24 protein-coding genes and 1 other RNA gene are annotated in these 20,922 nt (G+C 42.4%); 10 read left to right on the plus strand and 15 right to left on the minus strand.

Annotation, left to right across the window (positions count from 1 at the left end):
* Positions 1–3: 3 nt before the first annotated feature.
* The 5 genes from AC0J2F_RS00085 to AC0J2F_RS00105 form a co-directional block, all read right to left on the minus strand.
* The gene (locus AC0J2F_RS00085) at positions 4–354 is read right to left on the minus strand and encodes a DUF2752 domain-containing protein (protein WP_473008038.1); all 351 of its coding nucleotides are present in this window, start codon (positions 352–354) and stop codon (positions 4–6) included.
* 40 nt (positions 355–394) lie between these two features.
* Positions 395–673, minus strand: a complete 279-nt coding sequence (locus tag AC0J2F_RS00090; RefSeq protein ID WP_087525433.1) for a CD225/dispanin family protein — start codon at positions 671–673, stop codon at positions 395–397.
* 116 nt (positions 674–789) lie between these two features.
* A complete protein-coding gene (locus tag AC0J2F_RS00095) occupies positions 790–1,734 on the minus strand; it encodes a T9SS type A sorting domain-containing protein (protein WP_473008039.1) in 945 nt (314 codons plus the stop codon).
* Positions 1,731–2,222 carry a hypothetical protein gene (locus tag AC0J2F_RS00100; protein WP_473008040.1) on the minus strand — a complete coding sequence of 164 codons (492 nt, stop codon included), beginning with the start codon at positions 2,220–2,222 and terminating at the stop codon, positions 1,731–1,733. Before AC0J2F_RS00100 ends, AC0J2F_RS00095 begins: the two co-directional genes overlap by 4 nt.
* 140 nt (positions 2,223–2,362) lie before the next feature.
* Positions 2,363–2,608 (minus strand): hypothetical protein, encoded by a 246-nt coding sequence (locus AC0J2F_RS00105; protein WP_473008041.1) that lies wholly within the window; start codon positions 2,606–2,608, stop codon positions 2,363–2,365.
* A 127-nt stretch (positions 2,609–2,735) separates the two neighbouring features.
* Here AC0J2F_RS00105 and AC0J2F_RS00110 point away from each other — a divergent pair, with 127 nt between their 5' ends.
* Positions 2,736–3,311 (plus strand): Smr/MutS family protein, encoded by a 576-nt coding sequence (locus tag AC0J2F_RS00110; RefSeq protein ID WP_374958521.1) that lies wholly within the window; start codon positions 2,736–2,738, stop codon positions 3,309–3,311.
* Here AC0J2F_RS00110 and AC0J2F_RS00115 read toward each other — a convergent pair.
* Positions 3,298–4,248 (minus strand): hypothetical protein, encoded by a 951-nt coding sequence (locus tag AC0J2F_RS00115; RefSeq protein WP_473008042.1) that lies wholly within the window; start codon positions 4,246–4,248, stop codon positions 3,298–3,300. The genes AC0J2F_RS00110 and AC0J2F_RS00115 overlap by 14 nt on opposite strands.
* 140 nt (positions 4,249–4,388) lie before the next feature.
* Between AC0J2F_RS00115 and AC0J2F_RS00120 the strand changes: the two genes are divergently transcribed.
* A complete protein-coding gene (locus tag AC0J2F_RS00120; RefSeq protein ID WP_374959784.1) occupies positions 4,389–5,537 on the plus strand; it encodes a cysteine desulfurase family protein in 1,149 nt (382 codons plus the stop codon).
* Here AC0J2F_RS00120 and AC0J2F_RS00125 read toward each other — a convergent pair.
* Both AC0J2F_RS00125 and AC0J2F_RS00130 read right to left on the minus strand, forming a co-directional pair.
* Complete coding sequence (locus AC0J2F_RS00125; RefSeq protein ID WP_473008043.1) at positions 5,534–7,999, minus strand: TonB-dependent receptor; 2,466 nt, start codon at positions 7,997–7,999, stop codon at positions 5,534–5,536. The two genes, AC0J2F_RS00120 and AC0J2F_RS00125, sit on opposite strands and share 4 nt — an antisense overlap.
* A gap of 9 nt (positions 8,000–8,008) precedes the next feature.
* Positions 8,009–9,712, minus strand: coding sequence for a M23 family metallopeptidase (locus tag AC0J2F_RS00130; RefSeq protein WP_473008044.1), 1,704 nt, complete (start codon positions 9,710–9,712; stop codon positions 8,009–8,011).
* Between the two features lie 216 nt (positions 9,713–9,928).
* Between AC0J2F_RS00130 and AC0J2F_RS00135 the strand changes: the two genes are divergently transcribed.
* From AC0J2F_RS00135 to rny, 4 genes are all read left to right on the plus strand, one after another.
* Positions 9,929–10,219, plus strand: coding sequence for a hypothetical protein (locus AC0J2F_RS00135; RefSeq protein ID WP_087525426.1), 291 nt, complete (start codon positions 9,929–9,931; stop codon positions 10,217–10,219).
* A gap of 2 nt (positions 10,220–10,221) precedes the next feature.
* Positions 10,222–10,512 (plus strand): cell division protein ZapA, encoded by a 291-nt coding sequence (locus tag AC0J2F_RS00140; RefSeq protein ID WP_087525425.1) that lies wholly within the window; start codon positions 10,222–10,224, stop codon positions 10,510–10,512.
* A gap of 52 nt (positions 10,513–10,564) precedes the next feature.
* A non-coding RNA gene (gene ssrS, locus AC0J2F_RS00145) (6S RNA) lies at positions 10,565–10,672 on the plus strand.
* A gap of 259 nt (positions 10,673–10,931) precedes the next feature.
* Positions 10,932–12,497, plus strand: coding sequence for a ribonuclease Y (gene rny / locus AC0J2F_RS00150; RefSeq protein WP_374958816.1), 1,566 nt, complete (start codon positions 10,932–10,934; stop codon positions 12,495–12,497).
* Here rny and AC0J2F_RS00155 read toward each other — a convergent pair whose 3' ends face one another.
* The 3 genes from AC0J2F_RS00155 to xerD are packed head-to-tail and all read right to left on the minus strand — an operon-like array spanning position 12,498 to position 14,754.
* Entirely contained in the window at positions 12,498–12,872 is a 375-nt protein-coding gene (locus AC0J2F_RS00155; protein WP_374958817.1) for a DUF2200 domain-containing protein, read from the minus strand.
* Between the two features lie 32 nt (positions 12,873–12,904).
* On the minus strand, positions 12,905–13,852 hold the full coding sequence (locus tag AC0J2F_RS00160; protein ID WP_374958818.1) for an aldo/keto reductase: 948 nt from the start codon (positions 13,850–13,852) through the stop codon (positions 12,905–12,907).
* A complete protein-coding gene (gene xerD / locus AC0J2F_RS00165) occupies positions 13,849–14,754 on the minus strand; it encodes a site-specific tyrosine recombinase XerD (RefSeq protein WP_374958819.1) in 906 nt (301 codons plus the stop codon). Before xerD ends, AC0J2F_RS00160 begins: the two co-directional genes overlap by 4 nt.
* A 100-nt stretch (positions 14,755–14,854) precedes the next feature.
* On the opposite strand from xerD, the gene AC0J2F_RS00170 reads away from it, so the two are divergent.
* The 3 genes from AC0J2F_RS00170 (at position 14,855) to AC0J2F_RS00180 (ending at position 16,466) form a co-directional block, all read left to right on the plus strand.
* Positions 14,855–15,415, plus strand: coding sequence for a porin family protein (locus AC0J2F_RS00170; protein WP_374958820.1), 561 nt, complete (start codon positions 14,855–14,857; stop codon positions 15,413–15,415).
* 93 nt (positions 15,416–15,508) lie between these two features.
* Positions 15,509–16,045, plus strand: coding sequence for an outer membrane beta-barrel protein (locus AC0J2F_RS00175; RefSeq protein ID WP_374958821.1), 537 nt, complete (start codon positions 15,509–15,511; stop codon positions 16,043–16,045).
* Positions 16,046–16,052: 7 nt separating this feature from the next.
* Positions 16,053–16,466 carry a type II 3-dehydroquinate dehydratase gene (locus AC0J2F_RS00180; protein ID WP_374958822.1) on the plus strand — a complete coding sequence of 138 codons (414 nt, stop codon included), beginning with the start codon at positions 16,053–16,055 and terminating at the stop codon, positions 16,464–16,466.
* A 581-nt stretch (positions 16,467–17,047) separates the two neighbouring features.
* Here the strand turns inward: AC0J2F_RS00180 and lpdA are convergent.
* From lpdA to AC0J2F_RS00200, 4 genes are all read right to left on the minus strand, one after another.
* Complete coding sequence (gene lpdA, locus AC0J2F_RS00185) at positions 17,048–18,424, minus strand: dihydrolipoyl dehydrogenase (RefSeq protein ID WP_473008045.1); 1,377 nt, start codon at positions 18,422–18,424, stop codon at positions 17,048–17,050.
* An 81-nt stretch (positions 18,425–18,505) separates the two neighbouring features.
* A complete protein-coding gene (locus AC0J2F_RS00190; protein ID WP_374960226.1) occupies positions 18,506–18,718 on the minus strand; it encodes a DUF6515 family protein in 213 nt (70 codons plus the stop codon).
* A 53-nt stretch (positions 18,719–18,771) separates the two neighbouring features.
* Complete coding sequence (gene msrB / locus AC0J2F_RS00195) at positions 18,772–19,263, minus strand: peptide-methionine (R)-S-oxide reductase MsrB (protein ID WP_473008046.1); 492 nt, start codon at positions 19,261–19,263, stop codon at positions 18,772–18,774.
* A 2-nt stretch (positions 19,264–19,265) separates the two neighbouring features.
* Positions 19,266–19,790, minus strand: coding sequence for a collagen-like protein (locus tag AC0J2F_RS00200; RefSeq protein ID WP_374958737.1), 525 nt, complete (start codon positions 19,788–19,790; stop codon positions 19,266–19,268).
* 247 nt (positions 19,791–20,037) lie between these two features.
* On the opposite strand from AC0J2F_RS00200, the gene AC0J2F_RS00205 reads away from it, so the two are divergent.
* Positions 20,038–20,856 (plus strand): M48 family metallopeptidase, encoded by an 819-nt coding sequence (locus AC0J2F_RS00205; protein WP_473008047.1) that lies wholly within the window; start codon positions 20,038–20,040, stop codon positions 20,854–20,856.
* Positions 20,857–20,922 lie beyond the last annotated feature (66 nt).

Below are 20,922 nucleotides of genomic sequence, written 5' to 3' on the forward strand. Positions count from 1 at the left end.
TTATTAAGGTGCTAAATAACAGAAGGGAGAAAAGGGAATATTTCTGAGTCCCCAGAAAAGCAAAACAATAATCAAGACTACCTTTGGGAAAATTGGCTTATAAATGTAGTTGGTAAGTTGTTTATTGCTCAGCTCGTTGTAAACTGTAATTCCGAAGTTGTAAAGTACTACTCCGAGTGCTGGCAAGAATAAGAAATTATAAGAAGCCGTTTTGCCAAATTCTAAATGCACCAAACTGTGCAATGCACGTTGACTACCACAACCCGGGCAATAGACCCCTGTAAGGCTGTAGAAAGGGCATTTAGGGAACCAATCGAAATCCTCTGGGTTGTAAAAAAAATATACCAGCAGCAAAATTGCTACTGGTATACTTGCTAAAAGTATGTTCTTTTTACTAAAAGTCACCGGCGCTGCCTAGAATTGCAATTCCCATAACTAAATACAGGAAACCAACAATTACTACCCCTGCCAAGCCAATAATAAAGCCCCATAGGGTCCAGGTTTTAGCTTGTTTAGAGGCAGCTAATGCGCCTTCGTAGTTTCCTGCTTCATATTCAGAATTTACCTTGGCAGCGTTTACAATTCCAATGATCCCAAAGATCAGGCAGCAAAATATGGTTACTAGTATAGATTCTACTAGGTAATTTTTGGGTTTCTTTTGATTTTCTTCCATGGTTTGTTAGTTGATTGGTTATGACTAAATCGCCTTAGGGTTTGAAAATAATAAAAATCTCAAGCAAAAAAAAATCCCCACATAAAATGGGGATTTTAAATTTATTCGATCTTCTCTTATTTATTGAAGACGCGGATCTTTTCTGTCTTTACAGCACCGTCTTTAGTTTGTAATCTGAGTATATACACTCCATCGGCTAAAAGGCCAGTTGGATAAGCGTAGCGGGAGTCACCTCCAAGGTCGTTGCGTGTCCATAGGATACGGCCATTGATATCGTAAAGTGTAGCCGATTCTAAAACTAGAAGTTCATCATTTATAATTTCTAGCTGTTTAGTTGGATTGTTATGGAATACCTGCACTTTAGCTTCCACAGTGGCTGTTGCTGCCACCGCAGGATTATCCATTTTGGCAAAAGTGATAAAGAAACGGTCTTTATAAACACCAGGAGTCAATCCGTTGACTGTAGTGTACTCGTCTTTGGTAATAAGACTATACGTATTGTTTACAGCGTCGAATAGATACATGTCTTTGTTGAATTCCGAACGCTCTGTAATATAAAGTCTGAAGGTTGTTGAAGCCTCACCAACTTTAAAGGCCAAAGGAATCATGGCTTCTTGTTGGAAGGGTACGGTTTGAATAATGTATTCGTTGTCTGGATCGTCTGCTAGAGACCAGAAGATGTCATTTTCCAGATCTCTTGGACTTTTGGCGTCCATGCCTCTATCTTCTCCAAAAGTCGCTTTATCATAGAATAAAAGGGCCACTGGCGAAGCAAAGTTGTCATTCACAAAGGCTGTCAATCTAACAAAAGGGCGCTCTCTTAATCGCTCCGGATCTGCATCTTCAGTGTCAACCATTGCGGTAGAGTTACCAAAGGAAGCACTTTTGAATTCAGAAAAGTTTGCAGCTCCTTCAGGAACATATTCGCGGTAATCGTCTTTCATAGTAACCGTTCCGTCTACATCACCACGAACCATAAAGCCTTGGCCTATGGTGCATAACGGCGTTGAATCAAAGCCGTTCCACCGGTACCTGTCGGTGGTCCAGTAGATCCGTCTCAACCATAGGAGAGGAATATCGCTTGTTGATAGAATCCGTCTGCAGTGCCATCGGCGGTCCAAACCGCATAGCCACCTTGGTAAGCGTCTAAATAGTGCGAGTTCACAGCGTGATCTTGCTCCCAATAAAAGGCTTGGGCATCCACATCCGGGTTGTCATCAAAGAATTCTTGTAGATCTACAGCAGAAGGATAGGGGTTACCGATAAGTGTCAATTGGTCTGCAATAACACTATTGGTAATATCACCACTATTGGGTTTACCTCTAAAGTCGTACTCTTGCTGCGGAGTAGAAGGTAGGTCGGCTCCTACGTCAATGCCCTTCATGGTGAACCCTTGCCCGGGGTTTACCGTTTGAGAATTACCCACAAATATCCAATCTGAGTATGTTGTTCCGGCTATGAATTTCCAGATCCAACGTGTGGAAATGGTCAAAGGACTTGAAGTTCCGTTATAAGCGCCAGAATTTAAGGCCTGTGTACTTTCGATCACTCCAACAACATCATAAAATTTCGTTATTCCAAAATTCTCGTTGCCAACAGCGGCAGAAGCATTACCAACTGGAGAGGCCCAAAAGTTGTACTCGTAGCGGTCTGCAAAGCCTTGCTGGTATACAGAGAGAAACCCTGCACCTAGGTTTGCACCGGCTGCCGTATTCCTTGAATGAGCTGGCCATCACCTCTCAGGTAGATACTAGCTTCTGTGGCCGGATCGTTGGTGTTTAGTTCTAGATTGACCTCGTCATCTACATATAAAACTTGATCATTTACATAGATATAAGAGTCAGTAGATGAAGTAGGATTTGGTCTAACATAAAGCTGTGCCATAGCTGAAGTGAGACCAGCTACAAAACACGAAATAAACAATAGCTTTTTCATGATAATCATTAAGTTATGTTAGTACTCAAGGTGGGGGTACTGTAATTAGAGTAAACATAGGAAAAATCTAAGGTTCGAATACACTTTTTCGATAAATTGCAGGAAATTTCCGAGTAAGTAGGTTAAAATGGCAATAAAAAACAGAGAATCAGAGTTTTCCGTTGGTGATCTCGTAGAAGTTATAGAAGACAACATCCGTGGCAAGATCAAAGCTATAAACGGAGACATTGCTCTAGTAACAACCACCGATGGTTTTGATTTAGAATTCGAATGCAAGGCCTTGGTGCCACAGTTGGAGCAGCAGCCACTTAATCTATCCGCAGCACAACAAAAACAATGGGATTATAGTCGGGAAGCTAAGCAAAAAAACAAGCGAAAAATACAACCCAAACGCGAAAAGGTAATTCCACCAATGGAGGTCGATCTGCACATCGAAAAGTTGGTTAAAGAGCATTATCGACTCTTACCGCATGAGCATTTGGAGATCCAGTTAGAACGAGCCAAACGCAGTATAGACCTTGCAATTCAAAAACGGCTACCAAAACTGGTATTGATTCATGGAGTAGGAGAAGGGGTATTAAAAACTGAACTACAGTTTCTAATAGGTCGTTATGATGGCCTTAGATACGAACCCGCCGATTATCAAAAATACGGCCAGGGTGCTACCTTAATTAACATCAGTCAAAAAGCTAGTCGTTGGTAAAGACAGGCTCCACCAAAAAAGTGGCGTTGAAGGCATTGTCAATGGTTCCCAAAAACAAGGATTCTCTGATTAGTTCCTCAGATCCGTTGGTGAGTACAAGATCCAATAAGGTCACTGTAACCGACGTGGTAAGTGTAAATGCATGAGAGCGATACGCTTCTACAATAGTTTCAACAGCAACATCTGGATTCAAGAAATCAGGACCAACCGCAGGATCGGTAACGTCGTCTGACGGATCTAAATTGGCGTTGGTATCTTCATTACGGGTTAAGATCCCGTCTCCGTCGTCGTCCGGATCTAAATAATCTGGAATACCGTCGTTATCTGTATCCTTTGGGTTAGTATAAGGGTTGTCGTCTCCGTCTGCGTTCTCCGTATCTAGTTCGTTCGCCGTAGGTACATTGTCACCGTCGTCATCAAAATCGATATAATCTGGTATACTGTCGCCATCCGTATCAAGAGGGTTGGTAAATGGATCACCATCGCCATCTTCATCTAACTCGTCCAGTTCATTTGCTATATCGATTCCATCATTATCATCATTCACGGCAATCACCTCTAAAAGTGCATCTCCAGAATTTCCCGCAAAATCATTGATAATTTCAGGGGTAGAAGGAGTTACATTACTGCAAAAGAATTCCGAACCTATTTCCCCTGAATACGTCCGGTAGTTGACAAAATTCGTGCTTCCGTTGAGTGCATAAGTGCGGTCTTGAGTGCTTAGGTAAATCTCATCAGTAGTGCCTAAAACAAGTGAAATCGATTCTAAATTTGTATTGTTGATCTTGTAGAACACGTAGTCTCCGGTTTCTCCGCAGTTCTCCAATTGAATCTCGTCAAAATCAAAGGTAGTCACAATGATATCACCATCATCACAGGCTGTTGTATATACTAGTAGACTTAAAATCAGGAATAATTGAGCGGAAAATCGGTTCATATGAAGTAATAAAATACGTTCTCGGTATTGGGAACGAAAATAGTCGAAATATGTTATTTTTGCTATGGCGCGTTTTTAAACTTTTTAAATATAAGTTGAAAACGCTTCAACCATACTAACTATAACTAAACTTTAAGGCTCTGAAAACTGTATATCTAGATTCCGCAGCAACCACCCAACTGCGTCCGGAAGTTGTCGCGGCCATGACAGCGGTGCTTGCTGATTCCTTTGGGAATCCTTCATCGACACATCACAGCGGTCGCGCATCTAAATCACTGATAGAGAAAGCTCGAAAGGATATTGCCAAGCAGCTCAATGTACATCCGGGGGAGATTATCTTTACCTCAGGAGGAACAGAAGCTGATAACTTGATCCTTCAGTCTTGCGTGCGTGATCTGGGAGTGGAACGCATCATTTCATCTCCTATTGAGCATCACGCCGTATTGCATACTATAGAGGAGTTAGAGCAAGATCGTGGAATTCAAGCAGATTGGGTCCGCATTAAAAAATGTAGCAATATCGACTACGACCATTTGGCAGAACTTCTCGAAGATCGCTCCAAGACCACTTTGGTGAGTTTAATGCATATTAATAACGAGGTAGGGACAAAGTTAGATGTAGATCGCGTTAGTGAATTAGCTCGTAAAGCTGGGGCTTATTTTCATTCAGATACCGTGCAATCCATTGGTCATTACGAAGTGGATCTCGGAAATTCCGGAATCGATTTCGCCGCAGTAGCTGCGCATAAATTTCACGGCCCCAAAGGTGCGGGTTTTGCTTATATCCGCAAAGAAACCGGATTAAAACCCTTGATCTTTGGTGGTGCCCAAGAGCGGGGAATGCGGGCCGGAACTGAAGCTACTCATAATATTGTGGGTATGGCAAAAGCCATGGAGATCGCTTATGCGAATTTGGAGACCGAAAGAGCGCACATACAAGGAATTAAAGATCACTTCATTAAGCAACTTAAAGCAAACGTGCCTGGAGTGAGCTTTAATGGAAGCTGTGAAGATCCCTTAAAAAGCACCTATACCTTACTGAATGTCTGTTTGCCCTTGCCTCCACAAAAAGCGCTGATGTTACTTTTTCAGATGGACCTAAAGGGAATAGCTTGTTCTAAAGGAAGTGCTTGTCAAAGTGGTAGTTCTGGCGCCTCGCATGTGTTGTCGGCCTTTTTAAGCGAGGAAGATTTGAAAAAACCATCGCTGCGTTTCTCCTTTAGTGCTTTTACCACCAAAGAAGAGATAGACTTTGTGGTCAATGTCCTTAAAGAGTTCGTAGCTAGTTAGAATTTCATGCGTAACCTCAAGTTGAATACACGTGGGGTTAAGAAATTCGGGATAGAGAACTGTACTTTAGAATTCACATCTCTAACAAAGGTACTGGTAATGGAGTTTCTCACATCGAAGATGTTGAAGATCTCTGCTCCAAAACTCAATTCTTTAAAGTTGCTCAAAAAGCCAGATTCTCTTTTAAAATCTTCTTGATCTACCAATACATAAGACACACCAACATCTGCACGGCGATAGTCTCTAAGGCGTGTTTGGAAGTCATAAGGATCCGCGTAACTCGGAGATCCAGCTGGCAAACCAGTATTATAGACCAAATTCAAATAGGCTTTTAACTGTGGAATAACGGGAACATAGTCTTGAAATAAAATCGCTATTTTAAGACGTTGATCTGTAGGTCTAAAAATATAACCGCGATCGTCTATGTTCTCTTCAGTTTTCATGAATCCTAAACTCACCCAACTCTCGGTGCCTGGCACAAACTCTCCTGCTAAACGCATATCGAGTCCGTAAGCGTAGGCCACTGCGTTGTTTCTTGCTCGATATCGAATACGTACATTCTCTAAGGTGTACGGATTCACATCGGTTAGATCTTTGTAATAGAGCTCAGAATTTAAGGTAAATGGGCGCCCCCACAGATTAAAACTATAATCGTTACCCAGAACGATATGGATAGACTGTTGCGCCTTTACCCCCGGACGCACTGTTCCAGTAGAATCGCGTAATTCTCTGTAAAAAGGTGGTTGGTGGTAAAATCCTCCTGAAAGACGGAATAGCATGTCCATGTCCCAATCTGGTTTTATAGCCAGCTGTACACGTGGACTAACTACCGTTTGCGTTACCGATTCAATATTATCTCCCCCTACTGTCCAATTATGCGCTCTAACTCCTGCGTTGAGCCAAACGTCGCTGTTACCCCAAGTTGTTTTACGGCTCCATTGTGCATAACCAGAAAAACGATTGGTCTGCACATTGTTTTGTGCACGTATTGTATTGAACGGCACTATAGGCGTAGCGTTCGGATTGTAAGGCTGATCGTTTCTGAATTCAAACAAAGGCGGACGGATAGAGAAGCCAGCGGAGTCGATGATCTCGTATTCTTCAACACGATCTATGATATCTTCTCGGGTGTATTTAATTCCGTATTCGAACTTATTATCGCCTAGGGCGATATTCCCTTTGTGTTCTACATTCACTATTAAGGCGTCCAGATCATTACGAGCGTGGGTAAGCTGAGAGCCTATACCTTCGCTAAACTCAACCTCACCGAGGTTTTCATCGCCAATATTGTTATTTACCTGTCCTAAGCGATAATTGGCAAAGATGTCGAAATACTCTTGTTCCTGTGTTTGAAAGACGGAAGCGATGAATTTGGCCGTGTAATTCTCTGAAACCAGATAGGTTCCCTTTAAAGCTCCGAAGTAAGTGTCGTAGCGATCTTCTTCCTGACCCTCGTAAAAGATCAGAAGGGCAATAGGATCGGCAAGGGTTCCAAAGTTGGTCTGTCTGGTCTCCGGCTCAAAGCTGTATCTATTAATAGCAGCGTTTCCTAAAAAACTCAGATCGAACTTGCTGCTCACCTTGTAGTTCAAATACGCTTGCGCATCTGCAAAGCGCGGGCGGAAGTTGGTTTCGGTCTGCTTGGCATTAACAAATAAACTGTTGTCTCTGTAGCGCAAACCTACCATCCCACTAAAACGTCCATCCTTAGAAATACTTCCGGCAGAGACACTAGCCCCTAAAAAGCTGAAATCCGCACTGGCTTCAAATTCCGTAGGTTTCTTGTAGGTGATATCTAAAACAGAAGATAAACGATCGCCGTATTTAGCCTGAAAACCTCCTGCAGAGAAATCTACAGAAGAAGTAAGATCTGTATTGACAAAACTCAAACCTTCTTGTTGTCCGCTGCGGATCAAAAATGGTCGATACACCTCAATTTCGTTCACGTAGAGCAAGTTCTCGTCAAAATTACCACCGCGAACCGTGTACTGCGTACTGAGTTCATCGTTTCCACCAACTCCGGGCAGGGATTTGATCAGGTTTTCTACTCCGGCATTGGCACCGGGAATGCGACGTACAGTAGCTGGCGAGATGGTAGTAACACCTTGAACCTGCTTATTTTCGCGTCCGGTTATCACAACTTCAGTGATCTGCTCTACGTCTACTTGTAGCTGCGGATTGAATTCGTAATCTTCGTTGCGATCTAAATTCACTGTTACCTGTACTTGTTGGTGGCCAACGTGAGTAAAAGTGATCACAACATCTTGGTTGGCAGGGATCTCTAAATAATAAAAACCACTTAGGTCGGTTTGTGTTCCGCCGCCATCGACCAAAACATTTACCGAATCCAAAGGGTTGTTGTCTGGGTCAAAGACAATACCTCTTACGACAGCTGTTTGCGCTTGGATAAAATTAGTAAGCAGTAAAAAGAATAGGAAAAACGGGAGTCTAGAAGGTTTCAAACGCTTTGGTTATGATTGTTTTCTAAAAAAGGTTGCTTCAAATTTAGTACTATTTCCCACATTATCTACAACAACCAACTTCAATTTGTTTTCAGCATCGCTTATCACGGCATCGTCGAAATCATAAGTTAAAACGTCCTTTTTGTAATTATATTCCATAAGGATGAATTTGCCGTTTATCGTAGCGCGATAGGATTTGATTCCGCTATCCTCATCTTCAATTTTAATGCGCAGGTTCTTATTGTTGCTGATCCATTTCCCATCTTGAAAATTAACAGGCGTAATGGTAGGCGATTGCCTGTCTGATGCTAAGGCATAGGTGCCAAAAGTCCTGGTTCTGATAGAAAGCTTTTTTCCTTTGCGATAGGTAGTGTTGTAATAGGGTTCTCCTTTGTAATTGAGTCTACCTATATAGAGTTTGTCCAGATCAGCTTCAGCATAATTACTGGCATCAAAACTCAAAGTAATGTTTTTATGAATTGGGACTTCATCTACATGAAAATACAAGGTATCTGCCACTGCTTGAATGTCTAAGTAAACGTCCTCATACAAGCTATTACTCGGTATAAAGACCGAGAATTTCCCTTTGGTGATCGAGGTGTTCTCTACAGCGCTGACAAAATCTAGCCCTTCTTTATTACTTTCTTTTGGAGAGTTGCTGGGAGCCTCGCCTTCTATTGGAATGTCAATACGCACAGTGTTGTCCTGAAAATCTCTGACAACAATAGAATACACTCCTTGATAGCCAGGGGCAATGTCTATTAGACCGTCCGCATCTTGATTTTTAAAAAGGCTCAAGGGATTGTTAGGTGCTACAAATAGCCGTTGCACCCTGCTTTTGTTACGTTGCCAGTATCCGTAATCGATATATTGATTCAAATATCGGGTTTCGTTAAAACTGAAGCGATCAAAGAGCACATTGAGCTTAGATTCACCGTTAAAAGTGGTCTTTATCTGATAGACCCCATTCTTGTTAGAAGCACCGTTCATTTGGTCGTAGGCAGAAATACCAAACCCAATACGGCCTTGTGCTTTGACCTTTTCAGTTTTAAAAGAGCCATCTTTTTGCGGAATTAGTCTTAGCTTGACCGGATCGAAACCGTTGTTCACATGAGCACCCTCACCTTGAGGATAAGCAATTACGCTGTTAATAAGCGGTTTTTTATCATCGGGGATATCAATCCCAAATAGCATTGGGTTCATAGGGCGGGAGGCGCCATCTCTAATCTCGAAATGCAAATGCGGCCCGCCACTGCTTCCGCTGTTTCCTGAATAAGCGATAAGATCTCCTTTTTTTACAGCGAGCATTTGGGCCTCTGGGAAAAGCTCTATCTCGTAAGACTCCTTCTTGTATTGTTGTTTTTTAACATAATGCTGAATAGCTCCTGCATAATTACTCAAATGCGCATAAACAGTAGAGTAGCCGTTGTCGTGTTTAATGTACAATGCCTTTCCATAACCATAATGAGACACTTTGATACGACTCACAAAACCGTCAGCCGGCGCATAGACGGGGATACCTTCTCGCTGCTGTGTTTTTATATCTAAACCAGAGTGGAAATGGTTACTGCGGAGCTCACCAAAGCTGCCCGACAAAATAAGCGGGATCTCCATTGGGTTGGCAAAATAGTTCTCAGGCACCTCAGGCGCCTGTGAAAAAGCCGATGATATAATACAAAAGCAGAGGAGTAGCCTTAGCAAGGTTTGAGTCATAAGTTAAAGCTGTTATGAGGTTTTAATCCAGTTGTTCAATGATACGAAATATTCTAAAGCAGTGCCAATAGTAAAACCCTGAGTATATGAAAATGTAGCAAGCTTTTACCACTTGTGAAAAATAGGCATCCGCAGCTTTAAAAAAAATCTAAAAATATTGGCTTATTATCTGGGGTATGTTAACTTTGTGTAGTTAGCATTGAATGACTGGCCACTATGAGTGATCTTTCTCAAATTGTTGATTCCTTAGAAAATAGGATCAGTAAATTGCTTCACAGAAGCGATGTTCTGCGCAAAACCAATGCGGATTTGCAGCAAGAATTGACATCTTTAAGAAAACAAAAGCAAGAGATTCTTCAAGATATCAATACCTGGAAAGAAAAATATGAAACGCTCAAAACAGCCAATGCAATGCTTGGCAGCGACCAATATAAACGAGAAACAAAGCTCAAAATAAATGCATTAGTACGGGAACTGGATCATTGTATAGCCCAGATATCCGAATAAATATGGCTGAAACGCTAAAAATAAAGCTCTCTGTAGCAGATAGAGTATACCCGCTAACCATAAGCCCAGACAAAGAAGAGGGCTTGCGCAAAGCGGCTAAGAAGATCGAACAAATGATCCAGCGTTTTGAACAAAACTATGCGGTAAGAGATAAGCAAGATGTACTGGCAATGTGTGCCTTGCAGTTTGCGGCTCAAGTAGAGCAACGTTCTATAGATAAGGACAACAACCTAGAAGAGATCGAACAGAAGCTAGCTTCCTTAGATCGTTTACTTCAGGATCATATGTCCTAAACGTTCTTTAAATAACACTAGGTTACTGCCTACATTGATACATATTTGGTAAACTCAACAGGAATTCTTTAAAAAGGGTGAGTTGAAACTGTAAAAGCAAGCCGTCTTAGAACGGATCCTTGACCAGTTTGTTAGCCCTAAACTTGTTTTTAAGGAGTTTATACAATTTAAGCTATCGATGTAGGCTTTTTTTTAGGGATCCCAACTTCGAGTTTTCATTTCCTAAAAAATGGCCTTAGCCTGCTTTCCCTTCGTTATTCCGCTTACGCGTAGCGCTGCTATGCGTTGCGCAGAATGCCTCGGTTAACCATGCTAATGCTCATTTTCGGTTAAATAAAAACTCAAAGTTGCGCCCCTTAATTATATACTGAATAATCTGCTTTATCGGAGTGAATGGTTATTCTTAATCATACCATCAAATGGATACAACTATTATATATATTGCCTTAGGCCTTGGGGGGCTGATCATAGGTTTTCTTATCGCTAAAATGCTTGAAAAGTCTAAGGGTTCACAGTTGGTGAACGAAGCAAAAAAGACTGCAGGCGGAATCGTAAAAGAAGCAAAAAGCGAGGCAGAAAGTATCAAAAAAGACAAGATCCTTCAGGCCAAAGAGAAGTTCATCGAACTCAAAGCAGAGCACGAAAAGGTCATTCTCAATAGAGAAAAGAAAATATCAGAAGCGGAGAAGCGCACCCGTGATAAAGAATCTCAAGTATCCAGTGAGCTTTCTAAAAACAAAAAGCTCAACGCCTCTTTGGAAAGTAAAAAGAAAGAATACGAAGACCGCTTGAATTTCTTAGACAAGCGTCAGGCTGAGGTAGATAAAGTGCACCGAAGACAAGTAGAACAATTGGAGGTGATCTCGAGTCTGTCGGCAGAAGATGCCAAGGAACAACTTATAGAAAGCTTGCGTGAAGAGGCCAAAACAGATGCGATGGCTTACATTCAATCTGCCATAGAGGAAGCCAAGCTTACCGCCCAACAAGAAGCTAAGAAGGTCGTAATCAATACCATTCAACGCATCGGGACGGAAGAATCTATAGAAAACTGTGTCTCTGTATTCAACCTGGAAAGTGACGATGTAAAAGGCCGAATTATTGGTCGTGAAGGTAGAAATATCCGCGCTTTAGAAGCGGCTACTGGAGTAGAGATCATTGTAGATGATACTCCGGAGGCAATCATTCTTTCTTGTTTTGATTCGGTCCGCAGAGAAGTTGCTAGATTGTCCTTGCACAAATTGGTAACCGACGGTCGTATTCACCCTGCGCGTATTGAGGAAGTGGTTAAAAAGACCACCAAACAGATCAACGAAGAGATTGCAGAGGTTGGTAAGCGCACAGTGATCGATCTAGGTATTCACGGCTTGCATCCAGAGCTCATCAAGATCGTTGGGCGTATGAAATACCGTTCCTCTTATGGTCAGAATCTTTTACAGCACTCTCGTGAGGTGGCCAAACTCTGTGGCGTTATGGCCTCAGAATTAGGTTTAAACCCTAAGCTTGCCAAGCGAGCAGGTTTATTGCACGACATTGGTAAAGTGCCCGAAAACGAAACCGAAGTGCCTCACGCCTTATTGGGAATGCAATGGGCAGAGAAGTATGGCGAAAAGCCAGACGTCTGTAATGCAATTGGGGCCCACCACGACGAGATCGAAATGACTTCTTTACTTTCTCCCATTGTGCAAGTTTGTGATGCCATTTCTGGCGCAAGACCAGGAGCTCGAAGACAGGTCTTGGATTCTTATATTCAACGCCTTAAGGACTTGGAGGATATCGCTTTTGGATTCGGTGGTGTAACCAAGGCCTATGCAATTCAAGCGGGACGTGAATTACGCGTAATGGTAGAGTCTGAAAAGGTGAGTGATGATAAGGCAGCACAGTTGTCCTTTGAGATCTCTCAAAAGATACAGACAGACATGACCTATCCTGGGCAAGTAAAGGTTACGGTGATCCGAGAAACACGCGCCGTGAATATCGCGAAGTAATTATTTTGGTTTTCTAAGGATGCTCTCCAGCTTTTTACCACGGGCAAGCTCGTCAATAAGCTTATCCAAATAGCGCGAATTGCGTGTGGTCTCGTTGGTGATCTCTTCCACGCGATAGCCGCAGATAACTCCTGTGATCAAATGTGCATTCGGGTTTAGCGTGCAACCCGCAAAGAAATCTCTAAAGTTGGTTTTGTTTTCTGCATGCGCCAGAACTTGGGCTTTATCATAACCAGTAAGCCATTCCATGACCTGGTACATTTCCTCTTGTGTACGTCCTTTCTTTTCAACTTTGTTGATGTAATGCGGAAGTATAGAGCCAAAGACCATATTGGCGATCCGTTCATCGTGATGACTCGTGTCTGATTTGGCCATGGTTGTGCGTAATTGATCAGTTAAAGAACGATTTAATCATCGTAAATGTTCACATAACCCTTTTCTTGGTTCTCAAAGAATTTCCCATTCACATAACGGAAGTGACGATCCAATCCTGCGATTGTGTTCATATCCTCTTCTGAGAGTGATAGATCTGCAGCAGCGAGATTCTGTGCTTGTCGGCCTTTGTTAGTCGATTTAGGAATCACAGTATTCCCTCTGTTCACATGCCAACCCAACAGGACTTGAGCAGGGGTTACTTCATGCTTATCAGCTATGGCTTTTATCTCTGGAAGTTCAAACATATTGGGTTCATCTTCCGCTTTCATAGCATCAGATCGATCTGTAGAGCCTAAAGGAGAATAGGCCGTGATTAAGATCCCGTTGTCCTTGCAAAAGGAATGCAATTCTGGCTGTTGGAGTAGCGGATGCCCTTCTACTTGATTCATTTCTGGGGCCTCGGCGGCATTGGCCATCACGCGTTTAAGTTTTGGAATGCTAAAGTTAGATACGCCAATGTGTTTGGCCAAACCGTCTTTCTTGGCAGCTTCCATTGCTGACCAAGTTTCTTCCAATGGAATTTCATCCAGAGAAGCGTACTGGCTTGGATTCTCCGGAAAGGTCACCCCAGGCTGAAAAGCCACCGGCCAGTGAATCAAATACAGATCCAAATAATCTAGTCGAAGGTCTTTTAAGGTCTTTTCTAAGGCCGGACGTACATCGCTGCCTTTATGAGAATCATTCCACAATTTAGAGGTTACAAATAGCTCTTCTCGTGAGACCAATCCGCGGTCAAAAGCTTCCTGAAAAGCTTCACCAATTACCTCTTCATTCTGATATATTGCGGCACAGTCAATATGACGGTAACCCAATTCAATGGCGTCAAGTATTGCTTTTTTAACTACCTCCGGACTCGATTTCCAGGTTCCTAAGCCCAAGGCTGGTATACTTGTATCGTCTCTAAATTTTAGTGTTTTCATAGCTGTTTACTTCTAGGATGAAATTTACGGATAATTTCAGTCAAATGCGAACGGTCTACATGCATATAAACTTCTGTAGTGGTAATGCTTTCATGACCTAACATTTGTTGAATAGCCCGCAGATCTGCTCCATTCTCTAGCAGGTGGGTCGCAAAAGAATGTCTAAAGGTGTGTGGGGAAATACTCTTTTGAATTCCTGCGGATTCTGCCAAGCGTTTTACCAAGGTAAAGATCATGGCGCGTGTGAGTCCTTTTCCCCGGCGATTCAGAAACAAAGTGTCTTCGTGCCCGGGAGCAATACTGAGCTGAACGCGTTCTGTGGTTCTGTATAGATCAATGTACTTAACAGAGGCTTGACTCACCGGCACAAAGCGCTGCTTGTTACCCTTACCCGTAACTTTGATCACTCCTTCTTCAAAAAAGAGATCGGAGAGTTTTAGTTCTACCAACTCGGTAACGCGTAGACCACTGCCGTAAAGCGTTTCTAACATGGCGCGGTTTCTAGTTCCCTGCGGATGGCTTAGATCTACCGCCATAAGCAATTTATCTACTTCCTCTATAGAAAGCGTATCGGGTAATTTGCGTCCTATCTTAGGTGCTTCCAGTAGCTCTAAAGGATTGTCTTCGCGGTACTTCTCAAAAATGAGGTAGTTGAAAAACCCTTTCAAGCCAGAAATTATCCGGCTTTGAGTTCTCGGGTTCACCTCTTTAGCAATGGCATAGATAAATTCTTGAATCCGCTCCTGATCTATATCAATAGGGCCATCACTACAGGCGGTTTCATCCAACCAGCGCACTAACTTTTGTACATCAAGGGTGTAGTTGTTTATGGTATTGGAAGACAGTCCACGCTCTATCCTGAGGTAGGTAGCGTAATCTTTCAGGGCCGTTTTCCAATTCATCCAAAGTGTCGTTTACTGCTTAAAGATGCTAAGAAATCAACTAAAAATCTAATAAAGCCTAAAAGTTCTCGTTATATTTAAAAAACGAAAACAGACAAAAATGAAAAAACTTCTTTTAATCGCGTTGATAGGCCTTTGCGGACTATCTGCACAAGGACAAGGTTTAGACTTTGGTATTAAAGCAGGGGTGAACTTTGCCAATATCACAGACGCTACGGGACTCGATAATCGTACTGGCTTTGTTGGTGGACTATTCGTAGGAGCCAAACTTAGCGATAATCTAGGAATTCAGGTAGATGCACTTTACTCACAACAAGGTGCAGAATTCGATCTGGGCTCTTTTAATTTAGATTATATCAACATCCCTATGGTCCTTAAATACTATGTGGCTGGAGGTTTGAATATTCAACTTGGGCCTCAGTTCGGAGTACTCATAGACGATGACACCCAAACCGTAGTGGGTGAGGTTATTAACGATATCGCGACTAACGATTTTGACATCTCGGGCGTAGTTGGTCTTGGTTTAGACATTCCTTTCGGATTGCGCTTAGAAGGCCGTTATAATTTTGGACTTACCGATGTACCGGACGAGCCTGCTATAGACTTTGACAAAGGAAAGAACTCTGTGGTGACGTTGTCGTTAGGTTATTCCTTCCTGTAAGAGCTCCGCAGTAAATAAGAAATACTAAAGCGTCCTTTGGGGCGCTTTTTCTTTTTGTAAATTTGTGTAGTGTCGATTTAAAAAACACCTGCTATGAAAATGTTTAAATGTACTTTAATTGCCATGCTTATCACTGTTGCAAGCTGTGGTCAGCAAGGTTTGGAAGTAGGGGCGGCCTTTGGTTTACCCACTGGAGACGCTCGTTTCGCTGTAGCCGCAAATTTTGTGGTAGAAGGAGCCTATTGGGTTAATCTAGCCGACAAAGTAGCTTTAGGACCCAAAGTGGGGTATTCGTCCATGTCAGGAGATGAAGTGGTATTCTCAGATTTTTTGGAAGATGCACCGAATCAGAACTATCTGACAGTTGCTGCTGCTGGGCTGATTGAATTTGCAGACCGTTTTTGGGCAGGAGCAGACATCGGCTATGGTTTTGGCGCTAATGGATTCGATCAGAACGATCAGATCTTTGGAATACCTATAGAGAATGTGAACGGTTTCTACTACAGTCCCCGGTTGCGTTATCGATTTTCTGACAGATTGAACATAGAAGCAGCTTACCGCTCTATCTTGATCGACGATTATGACGCATCTTCTGTCACTGTTGGAGTGAATATCCAACTTTTAAAATAAGGACCTCATGACTATTTGTATCATTAACGGACCAAATTTAAACTTACTTGGAAAGCGAGAAACCAATGTATATGGCAGCTTGTCCTTTGAAGAGTTTTTAGATGAGCTCAAGGCCAAGTACCCTGAGGTAATTTTCGATTATTACCAATCTAATGTAGAAGGAGAATTGATAAACAAAATTCAGCAGGTAGGTTTTACCGCAGATGGCATACTGCTTAATGCAGGTGCTTACACCCATACTTCGGTTGGAATAGGCGATGCAGTGCGCGCTGTGAATACGCCAGTTGTAGAAGTGCATATCTCCAATACTTTCGCACGCGAAGAATTCCGTCACGATTCCTTTATTTCTGCTCATGCCAAAGGAGTAGTTATTGGATTTGGCCTACAGAGTTACGAACTCGGTTTACAGAGTTTTTTATAGCAGAAATTATTGACAACAAGCAATTGAATTCAAACATTTTGGTTTTCAGCTGAATTGAGATTAATCAAAATCGAATCAATTCATAAATATTCGCTTGGAATACTTTAACTGTATTTACGTTTTTGATAAATTAAATCGGGGAGGGGTTGATAGACCCCTTAAGAATTCGAATCAAGAAACTATCATCTTAAGCCAAAATCTAGAAGCAATAATATCCAAATTTCTTACGAGAATCATCGGTTTCGATTTAACATCCTACCATTAATTGAAACTTAGAGGTAATTCTAATTGGTCAAAAAAGTGCACATCAATTTTTCACAAGCACATAATTCAATCTTGGAGTATGTTGCAAATACTATCATTTCATAAATACGGTCAAAAAGAGTTTTTTAATAGCTGTAAAAATTGGTAGCTTGATTTGGGTAGGGGTTGGAAACCCCCAACAATTCGGTTACAAATAAATTTCCATTGCAACCACATTTATATCGACACAAGGCCTGAATAAAATCAACTTCCGCTCTAAACACAAAAAAGCACCCATTTCTGAGTGCTTTTGTTTAGTATTTTGTGACCATGGTGTACTAGAGATGTATCACTTCATCATATGCATCTGCAACGGCTTCCATTACCGCTTCACTCATAGTTGGGTGCGGGTGAACCGCTTTCAACACTTCGTGTCCTGTAGTCTCTAATTTACGACCCAATACCGCCTCGGCGATCATGTCCGTAACACCAGCTCCTATCATATGACAACCCAGCCATTCACCGTATTTAGCATCAAAGATAACCTTTACAAAACCGTCTTTATGCCCACCGGCGCTAGCTTTACCAGAAGCAGAGAATGGGAACTTCCCAACTTTAATATCATAGCCAGCATCTTTGGCTTGCTTTTCTGTCATTCCTACAGAAGCAATCTCTGGAGTTGCATAAGTACAACCAGGGATGTTTCCGTAATCGATAGGCTCTACGTGCATTCCTTTGATCTTTTCAACACAAGTAATACCTTCTGCGGAGGCCACGTGGGCTAGAGCAGGACCAGGTACAACATCGCCAATAGCGTAATAACCAGGAATGTTGGTCTGGTACCAGTCGTTCACAACGATCTTGTCACGATCGGTTACAATTCCGACGTCTTCCAAACCTATATTTTCAATGTTTGATTTGATCCCAACAGCAGACAATACAATGTCAGCCTCGAGGACTTCTTCGCCTTTCTTGGTTTTTATGGTGGCCTTAACTCCTTTCCCAGAGGTATCTACACTTTCTAAAGACGCATTGGTCATTACTTTGATACCCGCTTTCTTAAACGAACGCTCAAATTGCTTAGATACTTCCTCATCTTCTAATGGCACAAGGTTTGGCAAATACTCCACTATAGTTACTTCGGTCCCCATGGTGTTATAAAAGTGAGCGAACTCCACTCCAATAGCTCCAGATCCCACAACGATCATGCTCTTAGGTTGCTTGTCCAGGGTCATAGCTTGGCGATATCCAATCACTTTCTTTCCGTCTTGCGGTAAATTACCTAGTTCTCTAGAGCGAGCACCGGTAGCAATAATGATATGATCTGCTTTGTATTCAGTTCCGTTAACTTCTACCTTTTTTCCTGGTTTGAGTTTTCCGTGTCCTTCAATCACATCAATTTTGTTCTTCTTCATCAAGAACTGAACGCCTTTACTCATCCCATCAGCAACAGAACGGCTGCGCGCCACGACCTTTCCGAAATCCTTGTCTGCGTTATCCACAGTAAGGCCGTAATCTTCGGCATGTTTTAAGTATTCGAATACCTGAGCACTCTTAAGCAAGGCTTTGGTAGGGATACATCCCCAGTTCAAACAAACCCCACCCAGGCTTTCTTTTTCTACTACTGCAGTTTTAAAACCGAGTTGAGAAGCGCGGATAGCGGTTACATAACCCCCAGGGCCACTTCCCAGAACTATAACATCGTATTGCGTCATTTCGCTACTATTTTAAGGTGTTTTTTAGAGTCCTCAAAGTTACGAAATAACCTCAACCGAAGCCAACTTTTAAATCGAGAATTAAATTCGCACCAAGACGTATCCCTGTCGTGTCTTTTTGTAGTGCTTACCGTTCCAAGTGTAATAGCGCTGTCCGCGCACTACAACTATCTGGTGATTCTTTGGAGCAGTCTTTACCACAGTGACTTGGGTGCTAGGAGTTACCACCACAGATCTCGCACAAGAAGTAGTAAACAATAAAAGGGCAACAATAGCCAATAAAAAAGGTCTCATAAGCGTATAATTTGGTTATACCTACAAGACCTTTTGATGTTGTGAAGGTTTAACTAGTCCTGTCCGTCTTCGGGAATAAAATTCAGAGCTGCACCATTGATACAGTGGCGCTTACCAGTAGTGTCACTAGGGCCGTCGTTAAAGACATGGCCCAAATGTCCACCACAGGTAGCGCAGTGTTCTTCAGTACGTGCATAACCGATCTTGTAGTCCGTGGAGTATTCCACGTTCCCTTTGATCTCACGGTCAAAACTAGGCCAACCCGTACCGCTGTCAAACTTGTGATCCGATTTAAAAACTGGAGTTCCACATGCTGCACAAACATAAGTTCCTGCTTCGTAGTTCTTGTTCAATGGAGAGGTAAATGGACGTTCTGTCCCGGCTTGTCTCAGCACGTAATACTCCAATTCGGTCAATTCTGCTCGCCATTCGGAGTCAGTTTTAGTAACCGGATAAACCTTTGCTTCTTCTTTTTCTGATTTTTGCTGACCATTACACGCAAGTGTTACTGCGCAAAGGGCCATCATGGCAATTTTATTTAACATCTTTAATCAAGTTCTAATCGTTCTATGTTGTCTGTCGAGACGCTAAGGGCATCCATTACAGCTTCCATATCAAAGATATCGATATTTTCTCCAAAATCCGCAGGAACAACAGCAACTCTAAAGATCTGATTATCTGTAAAGACCGGGCCTAATAGATCCAAATTAAAATCAGCATAAAGATATACCGACATATCAACAGCGGTGTAGTCAAAGTTGTACACCAAGGTACCATCTGCAGTAAAGAAGGTCTGTGGCAATAAACTCCACACATCCAAGCCTTCTGGAGTGGTCTCTTCCAATAGGTAAACCAAGACCACATCGGAGTCAAATACCTGTAAACTGCTCGGGTATCCAAAGAAATTTCTGTAGTCATTACCGGCGTTGAAATTGGCATTTACCTCAAAAACAGTTCCTAGTAAACTGGTTCCGTCTAATCCTGGAGGTCCCGGAGGTCCTGGGTCTCCTTCGCAAGAAGTAAATACGGTTAGTGGTAAGGCTAGTAACAAGAGTAGTGCAATTCGTTTCATGTTGTTGTAGTTTTTGTTTTTTGCGTTTTTGATTTCTGATCCGCCCTAAAAGCAGTGGGAATTTATTCAACTATTCAAAAGTCGTTCCAAACTCGATAATCTAGTAAGAAATGCAATTAATCGAAATATTTTACTCACTGTCGATTTTCAAAAACATTGCTATACCAGCAATTCTGGTACTAAATTTGAATTGTAGATCTTTGAACAGATAATTTTTGTAACTTTTCTAATAGAAAATATACCATCTATGATATTCAAGAAATCACTAACTCTGGCTGCCTTTTGTGCCCTCATGGTAGCCTGTACTACTAATCCTTTCACTGGAAAAAAGACCTTGGCTTTGGTGCCAAATTCGCAAATACTACCTATGGCGTTTCAGCAATACGATCAGTTTTTATCTGAGAACAAGGTTGTAACAGGTACTGCGGAGGCCAATATGGTTAAAAATGTTGGTCAGAAAATCTCAACTGCAGCCGAGCGCTGGCTCAATGCGAACGGCTATGCCGGATATCTAAAAGACTACCAGTGGGAATTCAACTTGGTACAAGACGGAGCGGTAAATGCTTGGTGTATGCCGGGAGGGAAGATAGTATTCTACACGGGAATCATGCCTATCGCTTATGGCGAACGAGGCGTAGCGGCCATTATGGGTCATGAGGTTGCACACGCCTTGGCTAACCACGGCCAGCAGCGTATGAGTGCCGGACAGTTACAAGCCCTAGGAGCAGTTGCCGGAAACGTTGCCTTGAGCAAAGACCCTAAGAATCAGCAGATCTTTAATCAGGCCTATGGAATCGGATCTACCGTAGGGGTTATGCTTCCATTTAGTAGAAAACACGAGTCCGAAGCAGATCGTATAGGACTTACCATAATGGCTATAGCCGGTTATGAGCCTACCGAGGCGGTTCAACTTTGGAGACGCATGGCTGCGAATTCGGGCGGACAAGCCCCACCGGAATTCTTAAGTACGCACCCAAGTAATGAAACCCGAATTAACAATATCAAAGGTTGGGTGCCGGAAGCCAAGGCCGAAGCAGCTAAATTTGGAGTTACCTCTTTTAAATAGGTCTGCAGCCCAATAAATTTATTTAACTTAGAAGTCGCCTACACAAGGCGACTTTTTCGTTTGAGC

The sequence above is a fragment of the Gilvibacter sp. CC01 genome (assembly GCF_055755295.1).